The sequence below is a fragment of the Terriglobia bacterium genome (genome assembly GCA_020072845.1).
GTDB lineage: Bacteria > Acidobacteriota > Terriglobia > Terriglobales > Acidobacteriaceae > JAIQGF01.
Genome location: JAIQGF010000019.1, coordinates 17,354 through 37,581, shown reverse-complemented (window position 1 = coordinate 37,581; position 20,228 = coordinate 17,354). Strand labels below are relative to the sequence as shown.

Annotated in this window: 15 protein-coding genes and 1 tRNA gene; 9 read left to right on the top strand and 7 right to left on the bottom strand. The window is 62.4% G+C overall.

Features of this window, described 5'->3' with window-relative positions; genetic code table 11:
* Positions 1-42: 42 nt before the first annotated feature.
* Positions 43-141, top strand: a tRNA-Sec gene (locus tag LAN70_17425).
* 236 nt (positions 142-377) lie between these two features.
* Here LAN70_17425 and LAN70_17420 read toward each other — a convergent pair.
* Positions 378-1,076 carry a DUF4386 domain-containing protein gene (locus LAN70_17420; protein ID MBZ5512930.1) on the bottom strand — a complete coding sequence of 233 codons (699 nt, stop codon included), beginning with the start codon at positions 1,074-1,076 and terminating at the stop codon, positions 378-380.
* Between the two features lie 195 nt (positions 1,077-1,271).
* On the opposite strand from LAN70_17420, the gene LAN70_17415 reads away from it, so the two are divergent.
* On the top strand, positions 1,272-2,402 hold the full coding sequence (locus LAN70_17415) for a DUF1624 domain-containing protein (protein MBZ5512929.1): 1,131 nt from the start codon (positions 1,272-1,274) through the stop codon (positions 2,400-2,402).
* A gap of 286 nt (positions 2,403-2,688) precedes the next feature.
* Here the strand turns inward: LAN70_17415 and LAN70_17410 are convergent, their stop codons facing one another.
* From LAN70_17410 to LAN70_17400, 3 genes are all read right to left on the bottom strand, one after another.
* Positions 2,689-5,112, bottom strand: a complete 2,424-nt coding sequence (locus LAN70_17410) for a S53 family peptidase (protein MBZ5512928.1) — start codon at positions 5,110-5,112, stop codon at positions 2,689-2,691.
* Between the two features lie 150 nt (positions 5,113-5,262).
* A complete protein-coding gene (locus LAN70_17405; GenBank protein MBZ5512927.1) occupies positions 5,263-8,649 on the bottom strand; it encodes a PDZ domain-containing protein in 3,387 nt (1,128 codons plus the stop codon).
* A 111-nt stretch (positions 8,650-8,760) separates the two neighbouring features.
* Positions 8,761-9,891: an aspartate--ammonia ligase gene (locus LAN70_17400; GenBank protein MBZ5512926.1), complete on the bottom strand. Its 1,131-nt coding sequence runs from the start codon at positions 9,889-9,891 to the stop codon at positions 8,761-8,763.
* 266 nt (positions 9,892-10,157) lie between these two features.
* On the opposite strand from LAN70_17400, the gene LAN70_17395 reads away from it, so the two are divergent.
* Positions 10,158-10,523, top strand: coding sequence for a PilZ domain-containing protein (locus LAN70_17395; protein MBZ5512925.1), 366 nt, complete (start codon positions 10,158-10,160; stop codon positions 10,521-10,523).
* Positions 10,524-10,532: 9 nt separating this feature from the next.
* On the opposite strand, the gene LAN70_17390 is transcribed toward LAN70_17395, so the two are convergent.
* Together LAN70_17390 and LAN70_17385 are read right to left on the bottom strand one after the other, a co-directional pair.
* A complete protein-coding gene (locus LAN70_17390; GenBank protein ID MBZ5512924.1) occupies positions 10,533-10,940 on the bottom strand; it encodes a hypothetical protein in 408 nt (135 codons plus the stop codon).
* 249 nt (positions 10,941-11,189) lie between these two features.
* Positions 11,190-12,842 (bottom strand): esterase family protein, encoded by a 1,653-nt coding sequence (locus LAN70_17385; GenBank protein ID MBZ5512923.1) that lies wholly within the window; start codon positions 12,840-12,842, stop codon positions 11,190-11,192.
* Positions 12,843-12,973: 131 nt separating this feature from the next.
* Between LAN70_17385 and argR the strand changes: the two genes are divergently transcribed.
* The 4 genes from argR (at position 12,974) to argH (ending at position 17,770) form a co-directional block, all read left to right on the top strand.
* Positions 12,974-13,423: an arginine repressor gene (gene argR, locus LAN70_17380; GenBank protein MBZ5512922.1), complete on the top strand. Its 450-nt coding sequence runs from the start codon at positions 12,974-12,976 to the stop codon at positions 13,421-13,423.
* Between the two features lie 97 nt (positions 13,424-13,520).
* Complete coding sequence (gene argF / locus LAN70_17375; protein ID MBZ5512921.1) at positions 13,521-14,540, top strand: ornithine carbamoyltransferase; 1,020 nt, start codon at positions 13,521-13,523, stop codon at positions 14,538-14,540.
* A gap of 136 nt (positions 14,541-14,676) precedes the next feature.
* The gene (locus LAN70_17370; GenBank protein MBZ5512920.1) at positions 14,677-15,930 is read left to right on the top strand and encodes an argininosuccinate synthase; all 1,254 of its coding nucleotides are present in this window, start codon (positions 14,677-14,679) and stop codon (positions 15,928-15,930) included.
* A gap of 421 nt (positions 15,931-16,351) precedes the next feature.
* The gene (gene argH, locus LAN70_17365; GenBank protein ID MBZ5512919.1) at positions 16,352-17,770 is read left to right on the top strand and encodes an argininosuccinate lyase; all 1,419 of its coding nucleotides are present in this window, start codon (positions 16,352-16,354) and stop codon (positions 17,768-17,770) included.
* Between the two features lie 142 nt (positions 17,771-17,912).
* On the opposite strand, the gene LAN70_17360 is transcribed toward argH, so the two are convergent.
* The gene (locus LAN70_17360; GenBank protein MBZ5512918.1) at positions 17,913-18,608 is read right to left on the bottom strand and encodes an STAS domain-containing protein; all 696 of its coding nucleotides are present in this window, start codon (positions 18,606-18,608) and stop codon (positions 17,913-17,915) included.
* Between the two features lie 101 nt (positions 18,609-18,709).
* Between LAN70_17360 and LAN70_17355 the strand changes: the two genes are divergently transcribed.
* Positions 18,710-19,402, top strand: a complete 693-nt coding sequence (locus tag LAN70_17355; protein ID MBZ5512917.1) for an ABC transporter ATP-binding protein — start codon at positions 18,710-18,712, stop codon at positions 19,400-19,402.
* An 18-nt stretch (positions 19,403-19,420) separates the two neighbouring features.
* Positions 19,421-20,146 carry a tryptophan 2,3-dioxygenase gene (locus LAN70_17350; GenBank protein MBZ5512916.1) on the top strand — a complete coding sequence of 242 codons (726 nt, stop codon included), beginning with the start codon at positions 19,421-19,423 and terminating at the stop codon, positions 20,144-20,146.
* The last annotated feature ends 82 nt before the right edge of the window (positions 20,147-20,228 follow it).

The following is a 20,228-nucleotide window of genomic DNA, read 5'->3' as shown; positions in this document are numbered from 1 at the left end:
CTCTCCCGCCGACAGCCTGCCAACCGGCGCCTGGAGCTAAACGGAAGCGCATGGGGTCCGGTGATCCTCCTGGTCTTCAAAACCAGCGCTCGACAGCTTTGCGCTGCCGAGGGTCGGTTCGACTCCGACACGCTTCCGCCAAGAACCGGCGAGCAGGTAATGAGGCCGGAGGGCAACATGAAAACCGCTAGGTGGGCTTGTGCAGCCACAATTGTCGCTGCCCCTGCTTTTCCTCGCCGGGTGGGGTATCCGCATAATAATCACGTATCGGAGGAACATGAAGGCCGGATTCCCGAACAAGCCAACGCTGACGCAGTTCAGCGCGGTGCCAGTCGTAACAAGTGATAAGGGCTGTTATCACCAACCATTGCGCGCGATCAACGAGCTGCGGCGATGACTGATTGCACCTTTGCGCCCTTAATGACAAGCCACAACATGATCCACAATTCTCCCAACAGCGCCGGCATCGAGGCTCGGAAAACAACATTTCCGTAAGCTGGCAGGAGTAACGACGTAACACTGATGGCCACATAGGCAAAACAGTTCACGATCAGCAGGAGCCCAAGGATGCGGGGAAGGAAGCGCGATCTCATCACCAGGAGACCAAAGGGGAAAAGCCACAGACCCCAAAAGATATCGTTGACTGCAAGTCCCTGGCCATGCAGACGGAGGAAGAACATTGCCAGGGCGTCCCGCTGGGGTTTGTCGAACACCGAGAGGTAATCGGCGCCACGGAAGAGGGTCAGGGCGGCGATGTTGTTCAGCGCATTCGCAAACGTGATCGCGACAGACACCAGAACCAGACCCACCATCAGCCGGGCATGATTCTTGTTCACTCCGCTGAGCAAGCGGTAGAGAGCCATTACCAGCAAAAGAAAAAAGACCGCAGCGATCAGCCAAGCGACGATACCCAGACGGAAAAGCATCTCGGAAGCCAGGATTTTGTTGGCGGTCGCCGTCGCGTTCCCTGGCACGATCAGCTTGCGGGGGACATAGAAGAAGCTAAACACAGCGGGTATTCCCATTAACGGATACAGTAATCCTGCGACTCGTGCGGCTTTGTCGGTTGGGTGCATGCCTCGCTCTCCTTAGCCGTTTCCAAGCCTCGCAGTATAGCGCCGCTGTGTAAGTGTCGATAAGTCGCCTTAGCGCAAGTTACGCGGGCCGGAGCTCCGTTTTGGGCGTAACTTGTGCTCCGACGCGCTTCTCCCAGAAGTTCTGCTATCTTGCGTGAAAGCCCGCCGATTCCGAGGCGCTAGAGGAAGTGTGGTTTGCCGCCATCCGCAAAATCCCGTCTCGCCTACATCGACTGGATGCGCGGCTTGGCGTGTGTGCTGATGTTTCAGACGCACTGCTACGACTCCTGGCTCGCGCCGCCGGCCCGCAAAACCACGTTTTTCATGTGGTCGCAGTTAGGCGGAACGCTCCCCGCGCCGCTGTTCTTGTTCCTGGCCGGCATCTCGTTCGCGCTGGTTACCGACAAGCTCCGCCAGCGCGGCGCCGCGCGCGCAGAGATCGCCAAAACCACGATTCGCCGCGGCGCAGAAATCCTCGGTCTCGGTTTGCTCTTCCGGCTGCAAGCGTTTGTGCTCGCCTGGCCGTGGGCCCCCTGGACCGACCTCCTGAGGGTCGATGTGCTCAACACCATCGGCGTCTCCATGATGCTGATGGGCCTGGTCTGCTGGCTTGCCGCTGCCGGCACGTCCGCTGTCGCGATGCGCCTGCGCTCGATTGCGATGGCCGCGCTGGTCGCGATCGTAATCACGCTGCTGACGCCTCTGCTCTGGACCACCTGGCGTCTGCGCTGGTTGCCCTGGCCGCTTGAGTCCTACATTTGCGGCGTTCACACCTACTCGCAACCGCAGGGTTACCTTTTCCCGATTTTCCCCTGGACCGGCTTCGCCTTCGCCGGCCTGGCGGTCGGCTTTCTGCTGCTCAGCGACTGGGCGCGCCGCCGCGAAGCCGCCGTATTCGCCATCCTGGCCGCATGCGGAGTGGCTCTGATCGCGCTGGCGCGAACCCTGGACCACAGCCCCCGCCAACTCTACCCCGTGTATGATTTCTGGCACACCAGCCCGAATTTCTTCTTCATCCGTGTCGGCCTGCTGCTGCTGATCCTGTCGGCGCTCTACGTGTGGTGCCGGTGGGGCGCGGCCACCTGGGGATTCAGCCCGCTAATTCAGCTCGGTCAAACGTCGCTGCTGGTCTATTGGGTTCACATCGAATTCGTGTACGGCGGCCGCTTGCGCATTCTGCCCAGCCACGCCAACAGCATTCCTGTTGCGACGTTGGGCTTGCTTTTCATCACCGTGGCCATGCTGGTTCTGTCGCGCCTGCGGACAGAATGGAAATCGCGCAGCGGTCTCACGCGTCAGACCCAAGCCGCCGCCACGGCACAATGATGCCCCACCTTGCGACGCCCTGTTTTTAGCCACAGAGGACACAGAGGAAAAACGGAGATGCGGTTTCCAGGTGCCGATTGTTGATTGCCCATTTCCCGGAGCGGCGAAAGCAGTTTCAGGATCAGTGTAGCCGAGGGAGGAAAGCCGAGATCCCTCGACTCGGGTTTCCCGCGCACGACCACCCCAGCACGCCAAAGCAGGCGTGCCGGGGACCCCGGTTACAAAAGCGCGCGGGAACCCTCCCTCGCTCGGGATGACAGTAAGGTATGAGAGGTATGGAACTGCTCTAATTAACGGTTACGGTAATGGCCGCCGAGTGGGTCAGAGAGCCGCTGATCGCAGTCAGCGTCACTGTGCCGGTTCCCGTGACCGAAGTGCCGCCGGACGAGGTTGTGGTGGTGGAACTGCCTCCGCCGCCACAGCCGATCATGATCGCGATTGCGATGATCAGCATCACGGCCAGGATTGCCATCTTGGTTTTCTTCGAGGTGCGCTGCCGCTTGCCGGCAATCATCAATCCCATGGCGATGGCGAAGGAACCGTCAGTCCAGGGGAAGAAATGGGGGAACAATTTTGGCGCGCGCAGGTTGACGGTGCGCGTAGTCGGAGCCGTGACGGTGACGGTGGCGTTCCCCGAGTTGGTCAGCGAAGCCGGCAAAACCGTACATGTCGTTCCGGGCAGCGATGAGGGCACGGTGCAACTCAGGGCGACGCTTCCGGTAAACCCGTTCAGCGCGGAAATGGTCAACGTTGATGTGCCGACATTGGCGATGGTGCCGGCGGTCAACGTTAAGCTGGAGGGCGAAACGCCGGCCTGGAAATCCGGGGTCGAGCTGCTCCATTCGTTGACCAGGTTGAACGCATTCACCGATCCCAACCCGGTGACCGGGTCATAGCCCACGCCCACGCTGAATCCGATCGAAGTGGTCCCCGAAGGGCAATTGGTCGTTCCCGGGGTGCACGGCACCTTGTTGTCGCCGGTGGTGATATCGTGAAATGCGTCGATGGAAGTGCCCGCTAACTGATACAGGCGAGGGTTGACGTTGCCTTGTGCCGCGCTCAACTTCTGGTTAATGAGCGCCATAATTCCTGCAAATGTCGGCACTCCCGCCGAGGTCCCGCCGACAACGAACAGATTGTTGTTCGCCATGCGAAAGCCATTGACACAGCTCCCCTGCGAGCAGACCAGGTAGCCATCGTGATCGAAGGAAGCAGCAAACGAAATGTCGGGAACGTCGCGCTGGCCGTCGTTGGGAACGCCGGTGCCGGTTTGCCAGCTTGGCTTAGTGAACAGCTTGCTCACACCGCCGCCGGTGGCGGCCAGCGATCTGTTTTGTGGGGGAGCGATTTCAAAAGCGGTGTCGTTCCACGCCGTCTCCGGGATGTAGGACAAAGCCGAGCCGTTGTTGGCGTTGTTGGTCGAACTCCAAAATGTCCCTGAACCCTCGTTGAAGGTGGTGCCGCCGATGCCGGTGACGTAGGGCAGCGCGGCGGGAACGTCCACTTGCAGGCCGTGGATTGCCGACGCTACGACCGAAGTGGCAGTGAGCGGGTAGTCGCAATCGGCGGCGCCGCTGTCGCCGGATGGTCCCACGATGGTTTGTCCCTGCGCATTCGCCTGCTGGCCCCAAGCAACCAGCGTATTGATGTCGGAAGTGCTGAAATTCGGTTCGCAATCGCCGTAGCTGATGCTGATCACCGGCGCCAGGTTCTGCGAGATGGCGTAATTCAGCGAGTCGAATACGCCGTTGTTGGAATTGACGTAGACGATGGTGGCCTTGGGCGCGACCGCTCCCGACCACTCCACATCCAGGTCCGCTTCGCCGATATCGCTATTCACCACGCCGGGGTCGGCCGAACCCGGCACCAGGACCACGGTGGGCGCGCTCGCCGGCAGTCCGGAAACGCTGCGGAAGGTCGCAATGTCCGACTGAATCAGGTCGGTCTGGCCCATGACGGCGATTCTTTGCCCGGTGCCGTCAATCCCGGAGTTGTAAAGCGGCTTCAGGTTGTAGATGGTGGCGAAGTCGTCGGGAGCAAGGAAATGGCTGCCGCTGATGCTGGACGTGAACTGCGGCCGCGGCGAAGTTCGCCCGACACCGCCGCGCGGCTTAGGACGAAAGTCGTTCAAGCCGCGAATGCCGGTGACCACGTTGGCCAGCGGCCACGGCAGCTTCGGGTCGGAAACGTTGGCGTAATGTAACTCGCCGTTCACCCGGTAGTGATGGATGGGTGTGCCGAATGAGGCTGCCACCTGCGCCGCCGTGCCGCTGAAAGCCACGTAGGAGCGGCTGCGCGCGGTTTCATCCACGGAAAATCCCCGGCTCTGCAGCCAGTCAACGACTTTGCCGACATCGCCCGCGCTCATCCCGAAGCGGTCGGCGAACTGCTCCGGCGTCAGCCACTGGTGGTAATAAGGAGAAAGCGGATTCTGCTGCTCGCTGAGGATTGCGGCCAGGTCGGCCTGCTGCGCCGCACTGGGATTGAACGTCATCACCATGCGGTTCAGCATCATGGATCCGGCGACCTCGCCCTGATCGTTTTCGGTTCGGGTGAAGGGATGAACGTTGCCGCGTACCGGCTGGCTCTCGCTGACCTGGAGCGGCTGAGCGATGCGGTCGTGGACCTGCGCGGGCAGCAATGCCGGAAATAACAAAGTAGCCAGTGAGCAAAGCAGGAGAATGAAAAAGCCCGTCAATCTGCGTCGCATGACACCTTCACGAACGGGAAATGCGGAGACTCGCTCCGTGTTGTGGCGCGCAAGCTAGCCCAGTGGCCGGGCTAATGAGCTTGCAAACACCGCGGAGCAAGGAAAGTTTCACCTGCATATGACGCTAGCAGACCGGGCCTGAGGTGTCCGTCAGCGCACGCCGCCGGCCGCCGTCCCCTTGGTCGGGTGATAGTTGGGAAAGGGCTGGTGATCAACCGATTTGCGCGGCGATTTCTTCAACTGGTCCAGCACCAGGTCCACCGCCTTCTCCAGTTGCGGATCGCGGCCCAGACGCCATGCCGCGGGATCGAACGGGACCTCGTAATCGGGTGGCACGCCGGCGTTCTCCACATCCCACTCGCCTTGCGGGTTGTAAAACGCCACCCGCGGCGCCGTGACCGAGCCGCCATCCATCAGCGGCGGGTAATCGTAAATCCCGACCAGCCCGCCCCAGGTGCGCGTGCCCACCAGCGGTCCGATCTTTTCGTGGCGGAAGTACCAGGGCAGGGCGTCGCCACCGGAACCCGCGTACATATTGATCACCATCACCTTGGGGCCGAAAATCGAGCCCACCGGAGTAGTGAACGGGTGTCCCTCGCGCGTGAACCAGTAGTTCATCAGCGGCTTGCGCAAATTGTCGATGATGTAGTCCGCCGCCTGGCCGCCGCGATTGAAGCGCTCGTCCAGCACCGCGCCCTGGGCGTTAATCTGCGCGTAGAAGTAGCGGTTGAAATAGGTGTAGCCGCCCACGGCCGTGTCGGGAAGATAGACGTAGGCCACGCGCCCGCCGCCCAGTTCTTCGACCTTGCGGCGGTTGGCGTCAATCCAAGCGCGACTGCGCAGGTTGGTTTCGTTATCAATGGGCACGACGGTGGCGGTGCGCGCGCCCTTGCCGCCGGGATCGCTGCCGACCTTGATGACCACCGACTTGCCCGCGGTCGCCTGGAAGAAACTGAAAAGGTTGTCCGATCCCTTCAGCTCGCGTCCCGCCACCTCCAGCAGGTAGTCACCTTCTTTGACGTTGACACCCGGCTCGGTGAGCGGCGCGCGCAGTTCGGGGTTCCAGTTCTCGCCTTGGTAGATTTTCGCGAAACGGTACCGGCCATTCTCGATCCTGTAATCGGCGCCGAGCAGCCCCGTCTTGGGCTGCGTGGAACGAGGCGGCTGCGGCGGGCGCACGTTCATGTGCCCCACCGACATTTCGCCGAGCATATCGGTGAAGACATAGTCGAGATCGGCGCGGCTGGCGGCGGCCTCGACGTAAGGCGCGTAGTGTTTCTCCGCCGCGGTCAGGTTCACGCCATGCAGGTTGGGGTCATAGAAGAAGTCGCGCTCGATGCGCCACACTTCGCGATACTCCTGCTGCCACTCGGCGCGCGGATCGACGTAGACCTCCATGTCGTCGAGCTTGAGCGGCATGCCGGCGATCCGCGGGCCTTGCTCGGCAGCGGCACTCGGCGGCTCGCCCGACTTGCTGGGCGGCGGCACGCCGGCGATCAGCCACTTGGCGTGCTCCCCGATGCCCTGCCGGTACAACATCTTTTTGCCGTCGAAAGAAAGCGCGAACGCGGTCACGCCGTCGAGCAGCTTGGTGGTCTTGCGCGGCTCCAGCTCAAAGCGGTACACCGTCGTGCTTACGCCTCCCGGGCCGGCGGTCGGCACCACGGGCCGCTCTCCCAGATAAATCATGCCGCTGGCGCCCGCCTCCAGCCCGGCGTAATTGCGCGCCGGGATGGGCAGAGCCAGGATGCGCTGGTCAATGTTCTCGAAATCGATCTTGACGATCACCGGCTGCTTGGGCTTCCTGTCCGCGGTTTTCTCATCGCTCGCGGCGCCCTTTTCTTCGCTGCCTGACGCCTGCATGGCGACACCGGCTGGTTTGTCCTCCGGCTTCGATTCCGCCGCCGCTTTCTCTTCATCGCTCTGCGGCGCAATCGGCGACGGCAGGTCCTTGCGCAATACGACGACGTACACGCTGCGCGTCACCGGACGCGCGAAGCTGGAGAGATCGAGCCAGCCATTGGTCGGCCCGACATTGGTGCTGGCGGTGAAGTACAGATACTTGCCGTCGCGGTCGAAGGCGGCATAGCGCGCGTCGCTCATGCCGTCGGTGATCTGCTGCGCCTTGCCGCTCTCCAGCGAGTACACGAACACCGCGCGCATGTGGCTGGGAAGTTGTTTTGTGTAGGCGATCCACTTGCTGTCGGGCGCCCACGCCGGGTCCAGCGAGTGGAACGGACCTTCGTAATAATCGGTGTCCACCTTCACCGGCGCGCCCTTCGCCAAGTCCACGTACCAGAGGTTGAGCCGCTTGTCGTAATACGCAATTTTCTTGCTGTCGGGCGACCACCTGGGCCCGTAGTAAAACGTCGGCGGCTCGCCCAATCCGATCTTCTTCAGTTCCGTGCCGTCCTGCGAACGCAGGTGCAGCGCGTACTCGCCACTCTCGTCGGAAAAGTAGGCAATCCACTTGCCGTCGGGCGACCACGCCGGGTCGCGCTCGGCCGCGGCCGTGGTATTGGTCAGGTTGCGAATATCGCCCTTGTCCGCCGGAACGCTGAAGACTTCCCCGTGGGCTTCGAAAACGGCGCGCACCCCGGTCGGCGAAATGGCGTAATTTTGAATGTGGTCGCCGGCTTTCACATAATGCGGCCGCAAGCTGGGCAGGTCGCCGGCCACCTCGACGTTGATCGCCGCTGATTTGCCGCTGCGCAGGTCAAGCCGGCGCAACGAACCGAGCTGCTCATACACGATTTCCCCCGGCGCGGCCGAGGCGCACTTGATATCGGAGGTCGGCGGCAGCACCTGCTCCACTTTCTTGCTGCGCGTGTCGTACACGAACAGGGTGACGGGGCCGCTGCGGTCGGAGAGGAAGTAAATCTTCTCGCCGATCCAGAGCGGATCGAAGTCGTTGGAATTGTTGTCGCGAGGAATTTCGATGACGCTGGAATCGGACAATTGTGCGATCCAGACGCGCGCTGTGCGCCCGCCGCGGTAGTTCTTCCAAGCGCGCCCCGGCTGCCAGTTCCACACCGGCACGTACGCCAACTGCTTGCCGTCGGGTGAGAACGATCCCATCACGCCTTCCGGCAGCGGAATTTCATGCGGCAGCCCGCCCTCCAACCCAATCGTGAACAGGCGGTCGAATCCGGCGTAGCTGTTGCGCGAAGAGCGGAACAGGACTTGCTTGCTGTCGGGCGTCCAGCCGACCACCACGTCGGCGGCGGGATGAAAAGTCAGCCGTGCCGGCACGCCGCCGCTCGCCGGCATCACGTAGACGTCCGCATTGCCCTCATAGGTGCCGGTGTAGGCGATCCATTTGCCGTCGGGAGAGATCGCTGCGTCGGTCTTGGTTCCGGCGCCAGTGGTGAGCGGGTGAGCCGGGCCACCGTCGCGAGGTGCGCTCCAAAGATCGTCCCCGTAACTGAATACCAGTTGCGACGCGCTGGCCGCCGGTTTGTGCAGCAGCAACGGCTTCTGTGCCTGGACCAGGATTGCGAAGGAAAGTATGAATGCACAGCACAGCCAGTTCCTCATGACACACGTCTCCTCTATGTGGCTTATGGGAAGCATGAATTATACGCGTCGGAAAAGCAGGGGGCAGTAGCAGGACCTTGGTACTGGCCACCAGCCACTGACCACTTTTCTTTATTCCAGCACGAAGATGTTCTTTTTCGCGCACATGTCTTTCAGGATCTTCGGCCACACGGTCACGCTGACCTCGCCCAGGTGCGCCTTGCGCAGCAGGGTCATCAGGGTGCGCGCCTGCCCGATGCCGCCGCCGATGGACAGCGGTATCTCGTTTCTGACGATCGCCTGGTGATAAGGGAACTTCAGGAAATCGGTCAGGTTCGACAACTCGAGCTGCTGCTTCAGCGTCTCGGCGTTCACCCGGATTCCCATGGACGTCAGTTCGTGACGCCGCTTGGTCACGTGGTTCCACACCAGGATGTCACCGTTGAGCCCGTGCGTGTTCTTGCCGGTTTCATGGCGCGTGTCGGTGACCCAGTCGTCGTAATCGGCGGCGCGGTTCTCGTGCGGCAGGCCGTCGGCGAGCGGCCACCCGATGCCGATGATGAAAATCGCCGGGTATTGCTGCAGCACCTGGGTTTCACGCTGCTTGCGCGGCAGGTCGGGAAACATCTCCAGGATTTCTTCCGCGTGCAGGAAGGTCAGCTTTTCCGGCAGGTTGGGATAGCGCGGGTCCTTGAGCTTGGGGAACATCTCCTGGACGAATCTCTCCGCCCCGACCAGCACTTTCCAGATGCGGCCGACGACTTCCTTCAGAAACGCGAGGTTGCGCTGCTCCGGCCGGATGACACGCTCCCAGTCCCACTGATCCACGTAGCAGGAATGGTCGTGATCGAGGAAGTAGTCCTTGCGCACGGCGCGCATGTCGGTGCAAATGCCCTCGCCGAGTTTGCAGTCGAACTGCCGCAGGGCCACGCGTTTCCACTTCGTCGCCGCCTGCACCACCTGCGCATCCACGGGGTGCTTGTCGTAATCGTTGGAAATGTGGAACTGGATGGGAGTGCGCGAGCCGTCGCGGTCCAGCAGGTCGTTGACGCCGCTTTCCACGTCCACAATCAGCGGCACGGTGACCATCATTAAATCGAGTTCCTTGCAGAGGTTTTCCTCGATGTAGTTCTTGGCGGCGAAGATCGCTTTCTGGGTTTCGCGCGGCGTCAGCAGCGAGCGGTAATCATTGGGCAGGATCTTTTCCAGTTCGGCGTAGTCGCCGATGCCCGGTCCGGCGAGGTCGGCCTTTTTGACAGCCAGGGTTGCCATGCGTGCGTCTCCTGTTCGGCGGAAATGACAGATGTCGAACCTATTAATGTCCCCCGGCTCGGGCCGCGCGGCAGTGCCGGTCGTCACCAAGCGGTGTGCGCCGGTTTCAATTGGGAATTCGCTTTGCTGGGGACCTCGGGGCCTTACATCAACGGTACCGGCGGAAGGCCGGGTTGCGCCGCCGGGCATAACCCGGCCAGAAGGACAGCAACCGAGGTAATCTCGCCTTCGGCCGGCATCCGGCCTAGGATTGACCCATGATTGCGACGGCACACTCTCCCGGGCCGTTTGAGGCCCAGCGCAGATGGAAGCGCTACCAGATCCGCGTTCCGGTGCGGTTGGTGGTGCATCGCGGCGACCTCACGGCGCGCATCAACGGGCGCGGCACCGAGCTCAATGAAGGTGGCATGTGCATCTTCGCCGGCGTGGAACTGAATCTCGGCGACCAGATCGAACTGGAATTCACCGCACCCTACACACCCGATGCGCTGCGCGTGTGGGCCTCGGTGCGCAATCGCTATGGCTACTACTACGGCCTGGAATTTCTTACCGAGAACGCCGGCGAGCGCGAAGAAGTCGAGCACTTCCGCGAAGTGCTCCGCAGCTCCACCGGCAACGCCTGAAACTCCCGCTCAATTCGACCAGAGCGGCTTCCCCGCAGCATCGCGCAGGGTGAATACCTCGTCGCCGCGGATGATCTCGCGCGCGATCATGCTTTCCTTGCCCTGGTAACGGATCCTGGCGCCCGTCACCTGCAAGCGTTCTCCGGGCCGGATCACAAATTTGTTGTCGCGCAGGAAGCGCGCAATGGCAACGTGCACCAGGATGGTTCCGCTGCCGGTCTTGAGCACGACATGCGTGCCGCGGTCATCGGTCACCGGACAGAGGAATTCCTGCACATCCTCCACCGTGCCTGCGACCGTGGCTTCATTGCTGGCGCTATAGGAGAGCGAGTCGGGTTGTTTGCGGGACGTAACCGCGGTCAGCAGGACGATCAACACCACCGTGACGGCGCCGACGATGATTTTCAGGTTCTTCATAGCGTCCTCCCTCACCGTGGAGACACACGAGCTCCGGAAAAAATAGAGTGTTGGTTGGTTGGGAGTTTGGGTCCGAAGCGGGTTGTGGAGCATAGCATGAACAATGGACACCTCCACGGCAAGCGGTGTCCGACCTCCTTCACGCTAGCCCCGAACCATGCCGGAAGCAAGTATGGTCGTCACTTTTGGGGGTGACTAAACCCGATCTGGCACTGGTTGGCGTTTCGGATCATCGGTGGCGCTTGCTGCCTATCTGGCGGCCGCGGATTTCGGGCGGTTCTTCTCGATCGCGTCCGCCATTACCTTCACCAGCTCGGTAACCGTGTACGGACTCCAACCGTGCCCCTTCATCGGCCGGCCGTAGCCAAAGGACCCGGCGTAGTACGGATCTTTGGTGTTGGCGAGGAACTTCTCCAGCCGGTAGACCGCCAGGTTGAGGTAGTAATTGTCCATGTCCCCGCAGAAGAGGTGAAGCTTGCCCACCAGATGGGGCCCGATCTTCGGCCAGTTTTTCTCCAGGTCATAGGTCAGATCGAATCCGTGATCGCGCATGTAGTTGGCAACCTCATGATCGATCTTGCCGGTCCGCTTGTCCCATAACGGCCGCGGGTAGCCGTCGGGGCCCACCGGCCCGTACGCCGCCTCCCACTCCTCGTACTGTTGTCCGCTGCGCCCGTGGGTGCCCAGCACCTCCTCCAGCAGGCTCATCTGCCGGACAGTGACCAGCACCTGGCCTTCGGAGCTGCGCATCATCGGCCGCTCCGGCGGGATGTACTCGGACCCGGGTGCTTCAAACGCGCTGTCGTCCTGGTAGATGTCCACCAGTTGATAATTGTGGAAGTCAATCGGGTCAGGGAAAAACGTCCACGTCCCGCCGAAAAACTCGGGATGCAGCACCTGCAGCGCGAGTGATTCCCACCCACCCGTGGACCCGCCGGTCAACACCCGCGCCCAGGGCTCGCGCACGATGCGGAAGTTGGTCTCCAGGTAGGGGATCAGCTCCTGCATGAGGGCGTCGCCGTAGGGACCCTGGTTGGCCGAGTTGACGGCGTAGGAGTCGTCGAAAAACGGCGTGGGATGCTGAAATGTGACCATGATCATGCGCGGAAAATTGTTGGACAACCAAGCCTGGCTGAAGCGGCGCGCCTCATTCCGCGATGGCCAACTATCCTCATCGTCGCCGTCATCCCGGAAACCAAAGGGCGCGCGCAGCGAAAAGTGGTCCTGGATGTACACCACCGGATAGCGCTGGTTGGGGTGCTCGTCGTACCCCTTGGGGAGCAGCACGGTGGCGCCGATGTACATGGGGTGGCCCCAGAATTGGCTGAGCAGCTTGCTGGCGAATTTCACGCGCTTCACGTATTTGGTGTCCGGCGGAACTTCGACCGGCGGGATCACATTGCCGGCCTCGAGCTTGACGTCGTACCCGGCAGCGGGATCCAAGCGCACCTTCTGAACCTCGCTGTACAAATTGCCCGGCGATTTGGCGAACTGCTGCCCTTCCCATTGGTCCATGTGGGCCCAGATGGTGTGCCCGTCGGCGCGGTGGAACTCGGTATAGACGTTGATCAGCGCCTGGACGTAGTACTCGCCTGGTGGCAGTTGCATCAGGCTCTTGAAGGGATAGCCGAGGGTGGCCGCGTCCATGACCGCCGCCTGCCCCGGCGGAAGCTGGTGGATGTCGGCGCCATAGATGGGCGTCTGCTGGAACCACCAACCCGCCTGCAGGCGGGGCTCGGGGCTGTCGCGACGGGTGATGATGACAAGCACGCGCCCGGTAATCGGCTGGGCGTGCGCCGAGGCGGGAAACGAGACCTGGAAGCGCGTGGCCGATGTCTGCGCCAGAGCGCTCAGGTTGAAGAGCAGCAGAAACAGCAGCAGGGCACGGCGGCACAACCTCATCCCGGACTCCTCCCATGCAAACAGCAAGCGTAACCCGGCAAGAGCGGATTGGACAACGCGAGGAGGGGGAGCGCGTTTTCGGTTGACAGCCCCATGCCGCGACCGCATAATTATTCAGTTCGTGCATAAACATGCGTTCGACGCCCAAAGCCCTGCGGCACCACCGCATCCTCGAGCTGGTTTCGAGCGAGCCCATGGTCACGCAGGAGGAGATGGTGCGGCGGCTAACGCGGCAGGGACTGAAAGTCACGCAGGCGACGCTGTCGCGCGACATCAAGGAACTCGGCCTGGTCAAGAGCGCGGACGGCTACGCCGCCCCGAGCACGATCGCCGATGCCGTACCCACGCCCTCGTTGTCGCACCTGCTGCGCGAGTTCGTGGTGGATGTCCGCGAGGCGCAGAACCTGCTGGTGCTGAAAACGCCGCCGGGCAGCGCGCAGCCGGTGGCGAGGGCGATCGACGCCGAGAGCTGGCCCGAACTGGTGGGCACGATCGCCGGCGATGACACCATCGTGGTGATCAGCTCCGACACCAAGAGCCGCCGCCAGCTCGGCAAGCGCATTCGCGAACTGATGGCGTAAGCAGTCGTCAGTCTCCGGTCTTCAGTCGTCAGGAGGCAATCGTCGCTAGCCTCACGACTGAAGACTGACGACTGAAGACTAATTCAAGGAGTCACCCATGGTCACCGCGCGTCCGGCACTGCCCGCGAAGGCGACGCGTTCCGCCCCCGCAATCTTTCAGCAGACCGATCTGCTCTCCATCGGCGATTTGTCGCCCTACGAGGTGCACGAAATTTTCGCGCTCACCAAGGACATCAAGGCGCGCCCGGCGATGTTCAGCAGCGCGCTGAAGGGCAAGCAGTACGCCATGATGTTCGAAAAGCCCTCGCTACGCACGCGCGTGACCTTTGAAGCCGGCATCAACTCGCTGGGCGGGCACGCGCTGTTCATGGAGTGCCCCGGCGGCATCGAGTCGCGCGAAAAGGCCGCCGACGTGGCGCGCAACCTGGAGCGCTGGGTGCAGGGCATCATCCTGCGCACCTTCAAGCACTCGACGGTCACGGAGATGGCAGCCAACGCCAACGTGCCGGTGATCAACGCGCTTACCGAGCGCGAGCATCCCTGCCAGGCGCTGGCCGACTACTACACGCTGCTGGAAAAATTCGGCGACTTGAAGAAGCTGAAGGTCGCATTTGTCGGCGACGGCAACAATGTGGCGCACTCGCTCATGCTGACGGCGGCCATTTTAGGCGGCCACTTCGCCCTGGCCGCGCCGCAAGGCTACGAGCCGGCGAAGGACATAGTGCAAGCCGCCGCCAAGATCGCCGCGCGCACCGGGGCAACCATCGAAATCACGTGCGACCCGCAGGCGGCCGTGTCCGGCGCCGATGCCGTCTATACCGACGTGTGGGCGAGCATGGGCCAGGAGAGTGAAGCGGGCCAGCGCGACGCCATCTTCCGCCCGTTCCAGGTGAACCGGACGTTGATGTCGCTGGCCGCGCCGCTCGCCGTATTCATGCATTGCCTGCCGGCCCACCGCGGCCATGAAGTCACCGACGAAGTTCTGGATTCGCCGCAGTCGGTGGTCTACGACGAGGCCGAGAATCGCCTGCACGTGCAGAATGCCATCCTGGTGCTGCTGGCTGGGACGCGAAAAGGGGCAAAGTCGGCGTCGGGGATGCGTGCGGGAAGAGCGTAACGGCAGTTTCGAGTTTCAGTTTCAGTTTCAGTAAGAGCAGATTCCTCCGCTTCGGCTTCGCTCAGGGTCGGAATGACAAATCAGTTGAGGAATGACAAGTCAGTTGATGAGTGGCAATCAGTTGAGGTGGGCAGAGATGACTGAAAAGGTGGTGTTGGCATATTCCGGCGGTCTCGACACATCCATTATCATTCCGTGGCTGAAGGAAAATTACGGCTGTGAGGTCATCGCCATGGTGGCCGACGTCGGCCAGGGCGACGACATTCCCGCCGTCATCGAGAAAGCCAAGAAGACGGGCGCCAGCAAGGTCTATGTCGAGGACCTGCGCCGGGAATTCCTCGCCGACTACGTCTTTCCCTGCCTGCGCGCCGGCGCGGTGTACGAGTACACCTACCTGCTGGGAACTTCGATGGCGCGGCCGGTGATCGCCAAGCGGCAGGTGGAGGTAGCGGTCGCCGAAGGCGCAACCTCCGTAGCGCATGGCTGCACCGGCAAGGGCAACGACCAGGTCCGCTTCGAGCACGCCTACCAGGCGCTGGAGCCCTCGCTGAAAGTGATCGCGCCGTGGCGCGAGTGGACGCTGAATTCGCGCGAGGATTGTCTCGATTATGCCGAGGCGCGCGGGATTCCGGTGGAAGCCAGCCGCGAGAAAATTTATTCCCGCGACCGCAATCTCTGGCACCTCAGCCACGAAGGCGGCGAGTTGGAGGATCCCAACAATTCTCCCAACGACGACATGTGGCAGATCACGGTATCGCCGCAGCAGGCGCCGGATCGCGCCGAGCAAGTCACCATCACCTTCGAGCAGGGCACGCCGGTCGCGGTGAATGGCAAGGGCTTGCATCCGGTGGCGCTGGTGGAAGAACTGAACACCATCGGCGGGCGCCATGGCATCGGCCGGGTTGACCTGGTGGAAAACCGCTTCGTCGGCATCAAATCGCGCGGCTGCTATGAAACTCCCGGCGGCACGCTGCTGCTGACCGCGCATCGCGAACTGGAATCGCTGTGCCTCGATCGCGAGGTCATGCACTTCAAGCAACAGATCGCGCTCAAGTACGCCGAGATGGTGTACTTCGGCCTGTGGTTCACGCCGCTGCGCGAGGCGCTCGACGCCTTCATTACCTCCACCCAGCAGACCGTCACCGGCTCGGTTACGCTCAGGCTCTATAAAGGAAACATCAGCGTCGCCGGACGGCAATCCAAGTTCTCGCTCTACCAGACCGGTCTCGCCGCCTTCACCATGGACGGCTACAATCCGAAAGACGCGGAAGGCTTCATTCGCATCCTCGGGCTGCCGGCGCGTGTCCAGGCGCCGTTGCGCCATAAGAAAGAGGTGTCGGAGCGCGTGCGCGGCAAGGAGTTTCTGAAGGCGACCACGGCGGCGGATTAGGGCTTCAGGCTACAGGCGTAGGGCTCAGGCAAGATTTTGTGGTTCAGACAACTACCCCAACCGCTCAGGATGCGAACCATTGTGTGGTTGGTGCCGTCCCTACGGAGTCTGTGTCGTAAGTGTGCCGCGCCGCTGGCGCTCTGCGATATTGATCCACTTTCCCCACCGCTGCCGCGGTGGGCTAACGAATTGCGCCCGCTTCGCGGGCTGATTTCGCGTGCTTCGGACCACTTTTTTCATCACCTTGAGGTTACGACACAGACTCCTACGGGACTCAGGAACATTTGTTAGGCGGAGTCCCGGCACTTACGTGCCGGGCTAGGCTCTGCCGCGCCTGCGGCGCTGTGGTCACCACTTTTCGACGATGTGCGAGAATTTCCGGCCTGAAGCCAGACGCCTGGAGCCTGAAGCCTTGAAAAAGATGTGGTCCGGCCGCTTTCGCGAGCCGCTTGATCCCGAATTCGAGCAGTGGCAGCGCTCGTTCGCCTTCGACGTTCGCCTGCTTCCCGACGAACTCGCCGCCAGCCGCGCCTACGCCCGTGCGCTCGCCAAGGCCGGCGTCTTTACCACGACCGAACTGGAATCGGTGGTGCACGCGCTCGGCGCCATCGCTGCCAAGGGCATTCCCAATCCCGCGGATCATCCCGGAGTCGAAGACGTTCACCAGTTCGTCGAGCAGGAACTGGTGTCGCTGATCGGCGACACGGGCTACAAGCTGCACGCCGGCCGCAGCCGCAACGAGCAGATCTCGACCGACCTCCGCCTCTACACGCGGCGCAGCATTGACGCCATCGTGGCCGCCATCGCCGCGCTCGCCTCCGCCTTCGTCGCCAAGGCCGAGCAGTATAAAGATGACGTCATGCCCTCCTACACGCACATGCAGCGCGCGGAGCCCGTGCTGGTCGCGCACTGGCTGCTGGCCTGGGTGGAGATGTGGTTGCGCGACGCCGCGCGTCTCACCGACTGCCGCCGCCGCGTCAACGTGCTGCCGCTGGGTTCGGGCGCGGTCGCCGGGCCGGGCATGGAATTGGATCGCGCCGCCATCGCCAAAGAACTCGGCTTCGAAACCATCTCCGGCAACAGCATGGATGCCACCAGCGACCGCGATTTTGAGCTGGAATACCTGCACGCGCTCGGCTTGCTGGCGCTGCACGTGAGCCGCTGGGCGGAGGAGATGGCGCTGTTTTCAACCGTAGAGTACGGCTTCGTGCAGTTGCCGGAACCATACTCCACCGGGTCGAGCGCCATGCCGCAGAAAAAAAATCCGGATGCGCTGGAGTTGCTGCGCGGCAAGACCGGCCGCATTCTCGGCGCCGCCACCGCGTTGCAAACCGTGCTGAAGGGCTTGCCTCTGGCCTACAACAAGGACTTGCAGGAAGCGCAGGAGCCGCTGTTTGCCGCCACCGACAGCGTTCTGGCCGCGCTCGCCATCGCCACCGGCTTCGTGGCCACCGTCGCGCTGGACACCGAGCGCATGAAACAGGCCGCGAGCGCCGGATTTCTCAATGCCACCGCCGCCGCGCGTTACCTGGTGAAAAAAGGGGTCGCGTTCCGCCTGGCACATTCGGCGGTCGGTCAGGCGGTACGGTTGGCGCTGGAGAAGAAATGTGAGCTGGATGGGCTGAGCCTACAAGAACTGAAGCAATTCCGCCCGGAATTCGATCGCGACTTCTTCAATTCGCTGAAGCTTGAGGCAGTGCTCGCCAGTCATGATGTAGCTGGCGGCACAGCGCCCGGGCGAGTGCGGAAAGCGCTGGGCGAGGCGCGGCGAAGGATTGGCAAGATTACGAACGCCGCAGCCATGCCGCGGACCCGGCGCTCCAGGCGAATGTCATCCTGAGCCGATTTTCGTTTGCGGAGCAGAAAAGCATAGATCCTGAGTTCGCGCCCCTTCGACTTCGCTCAGGGCGGGCTTCCCAGGGCGCGAACTCAGGATGACGCCTTCTCAGGGTTAGAGGTCGGTTGCGAGTGGCGAGACAACACTAAGACTTCCCCGCGGTGTGCGCCTTCACCTGCTCCAGCACCTGCTGCGCCGCTTCGGTTGCGTCCATGGTGGAGAAGGCGCTTCCCAACTCGATGGTCGGAATGCCAGCCAGCACGTGGCGCAGCGCATCGCTTTTTTCGCCGCCGCGCACCATCACGTTGGGTCCCAGGATCACCACCGCCGGTTTCGCCGCTTTGATCAAGATGCGCGCATCCGACACATTGGGCGTGGTCAGCGGATCGTACCCGGCGTGGCGCAGCACTTCGCGCACATACGCCAGCACGTTCGCCGACTGTTCCACGCACACCACCGTCTTGCCCGAGCGCAACGCGCCGTCCTTGGCAGTTCCGCGCTGGTAGAACGCCGAGACCGCGTCCACCTCGGATGCCTGCACCTCCAGAAGCCGGTTGAGGTTGGTAATGCTGAGGGTGTGCGCCACTTCTTTGGTCACGTTGCACAGCTTGAGGTCGCCGCGCGCGGTTCGCGCCGAGGCCGCCAGGCGCACCAGCAGGCCCAGACCGCTGCTGTCCACAAAATTCACCTCGCCCAGGTGCAGCACAAAATGCTTGTGTTCCGGCAGCAGCTTGCCAAATTCCTTGTGCAGGTGCTCGGATTCGTCTCCGGCCACAATCCGGCCGGCGCACTTCACCACCGTGACCTTGCCCACGTGACGCGCTTCCACCTGCAAAGCCATATCGCTCACCTTCCCCCGAGGCGCTTCAGCGCGCGGATTATATCGCGAAGCCCGGCCGGCTTGGGCGGCGCATCGTAATGGTAAGATCAGGAATTGCGCTGATGCCGCCGATCATTCAAGTCGAAAACGTCACCCGAATTTATCGCGTCGGCAAAGTGGACGTGCCCGCCGTCCGCGGCGTCTCCTTCAGCGTGAATCAAGGCGAATTCGTGGCCGTGGTCGGGCCATCGGGCAGCGGCAAATCAACTTTGTTCTACATGCTGGGCGGGCTGACGCACGCCAATTCCGGCCGCGTCATTGTTGATGGCGACGACTTCGCACGCCTCTCCGACGCCGAGCGCACCCGCATGCGGAAGCGCAAAATCGGTTTCGTGTTCCAGAAGTTCAACCTGCTGCCGACGCTGAATGCGCGCATGAATATCCAGATTGCGCAGGACATCGCCGGCCGCGACAGCACCGACGGCAAGTGGTTCGACGACATCACCAAGTTGCTCGGCATCACGGACCGCCTCGACCATCGCCCCTCCGAGCTATCCGGCGGCGAGCAGCAGCGCGTCGCCCTGGCGCGCGCGCTCATCAACAAGCCGGCCATCGTGCTTGCCGACGAGCCCACCGGCAACCTCGACACCAGGAATTCCGAGATCGTCCTCCGCCTGCTGCGCGAAACCAACCAGAGCTTCGGGCAGACGGTGCTGATGATCACCCACAACCTCGAAGCGGCGGCCTTTGCCGGGCGCATCCTGCACATGCGCGACGGCCAGATCATCGGCGAGGAGAGTAAGATTCGGCCCTAGGATGGTGGGGACTTCGCCATGGACAACCTGCAGAAACCAATCCTGCCCGGCAAGGGCGCTTCCGACTACGAACGCTACCTGCACACCGACGAGCTTCTCGATCTGCAGAAGCGGCCCGAAGCTATGTCGCACCCCGACGAGCTCACCTTCCAGGTCATCCACCAGAGCTCCGAGTTGCTGTTGAAGGCCGCCGCCTGGGAGCTTTCCCGCGCCCGCGACCTGGTTGAAAGCGGCGATTTCGACAACGCTGCCCGCCTGCTGCGCCGCGCCAACCGCATGCTCGATTATCCCATCGACATGCTGCACATCCTGGAAACCATCACTCCGTACGACTACCACATCATCCGCGCCGGCCTGGGGCACGGCAGCGGCCTGGATTCCCCCGGCTTTGTTGCCCTGCTGCACATCGGGCCGCGCCTGGGCGAAATATTCTTTCACCAGCTCGAGAAAACCGGCCTCACGGTGGACGACCTCTACCGCCGCCACAGCGAGTTCTTCTCCCTGCACGAACTCGCCGAGCAACTGCTGGAATTCGACGAGCGCATGCAGGCCTTCCGCTTTCATCACCTGAAGCTGGCGCAGCGGATTATCGGCGGCGAAGTGGTGGGCACCATGGGAACGCCGGTCGAAATCCTGCGCCAGCGCATGGAGCACGGCACGCTGTATAAGCCCTTGTGGGATGTCCGTAACCAGATCACGGCGAAGATGAACACCGGCCCGCAAAAGCCGGATGGCCGCTACTAACAATCCGTCGTTGGTCGATGGTCGTTGGTCGATGGCCGCCGACCTCGCGTTTTCTTGAGTCTACAATCCGCAATCGTCCCGC

Bases quoted from the DNA above. Each gene is read 5' to 3' on its own strand.
- LAN70_17420 (MBZ5512930.1), bottom strand. From the start codon at position 1,076: ATGCACCCAACCGACAAAGCCGCACGAGTCGCAGGATTACTGTATCCG.
- LAN70_17410 (MBZ5512928.1), bottom strand. From the start codon at position 5,112: ATGCGACGCAGATTGACGGGCTTTTTCATTCTCCTGCTTTGCTCACTG.
- LAN70_17405 (MBZ5512927.1), bottom strand. From the start codon at position 8,649: ATGAGGAACTGGCTGTGCTGTGCATTCATACTTTCCTTCGCAATCCTG.
- LAN70_17395 (MBZ5512925.1), top strand. From the start codon at position 10,158: ATGATTGCGACGGCACACTCTCCCGGGCCGTTTGAGGCCCAGCGCAGA.
- LAN70_17390 (MBZ5512924.1), bottom strand. From the start codon at position 10,940: ATGAAGAACCTGAAAATCATCGTCGGCGCCGTCACGGTGGTGTTGATC.
- LAN70_17385 (MBZ5512923.1), bottom strand. From the start codon at position 12,842: ATGAGGTTGTGCCGCCGTGCCCTGCTGCTGTTTCTGCTGCTCTTCAAC.
- argR (MBZ5512922.1), top strand. From the start codon at position 12,974: ATGCGTTCGACGCCCAAAGCCCTGCGGCACCACCGCATCCTCGAGCTG.
- argF (MBZ5512921.1), top strand. From the start codon at position 13,521: ATGGTCACCGCGCGTCCGGCACTGCCCGCGAAGGCGACGCGTTCCGCC.
- LAN70_17370 (MBZ5512920.1), top strand. From the start codon at position 14,677: ATGACTGAAAAGGTGGTGTTGGCATATTCCGGCGGTCTCGACACATCC.
- argH (MBZ5512919.1), top strand. From the start codon at position 16,352: ATGTGGTCCGGCCGCTTTCGCGAGCCGCTTGATCCCGAATTCGAGCAG.
- LAN70_17360 (MBZ5512918.1), bottom strand. From the start codon at position 18,608: ATGGCTTTGCAGGTGGAAGCGCGTCACGTGGGCAAGGTCACGGTGGTG.
- LAN70_17355 (MBZ5512917.1), top strand. From the start codon at position 18,710: ATGCCGCCGATCATTCAAGTCGAAAACGTCACCCGAATTTATCGCGTC.
- LAN70_17350 (MBZ5512916.1), top strand. From the start codon at position 19,421: ATGGACAACCTGCAGAAACCAATCCTGCCCGGCAAGGGCGCTTCCGAC.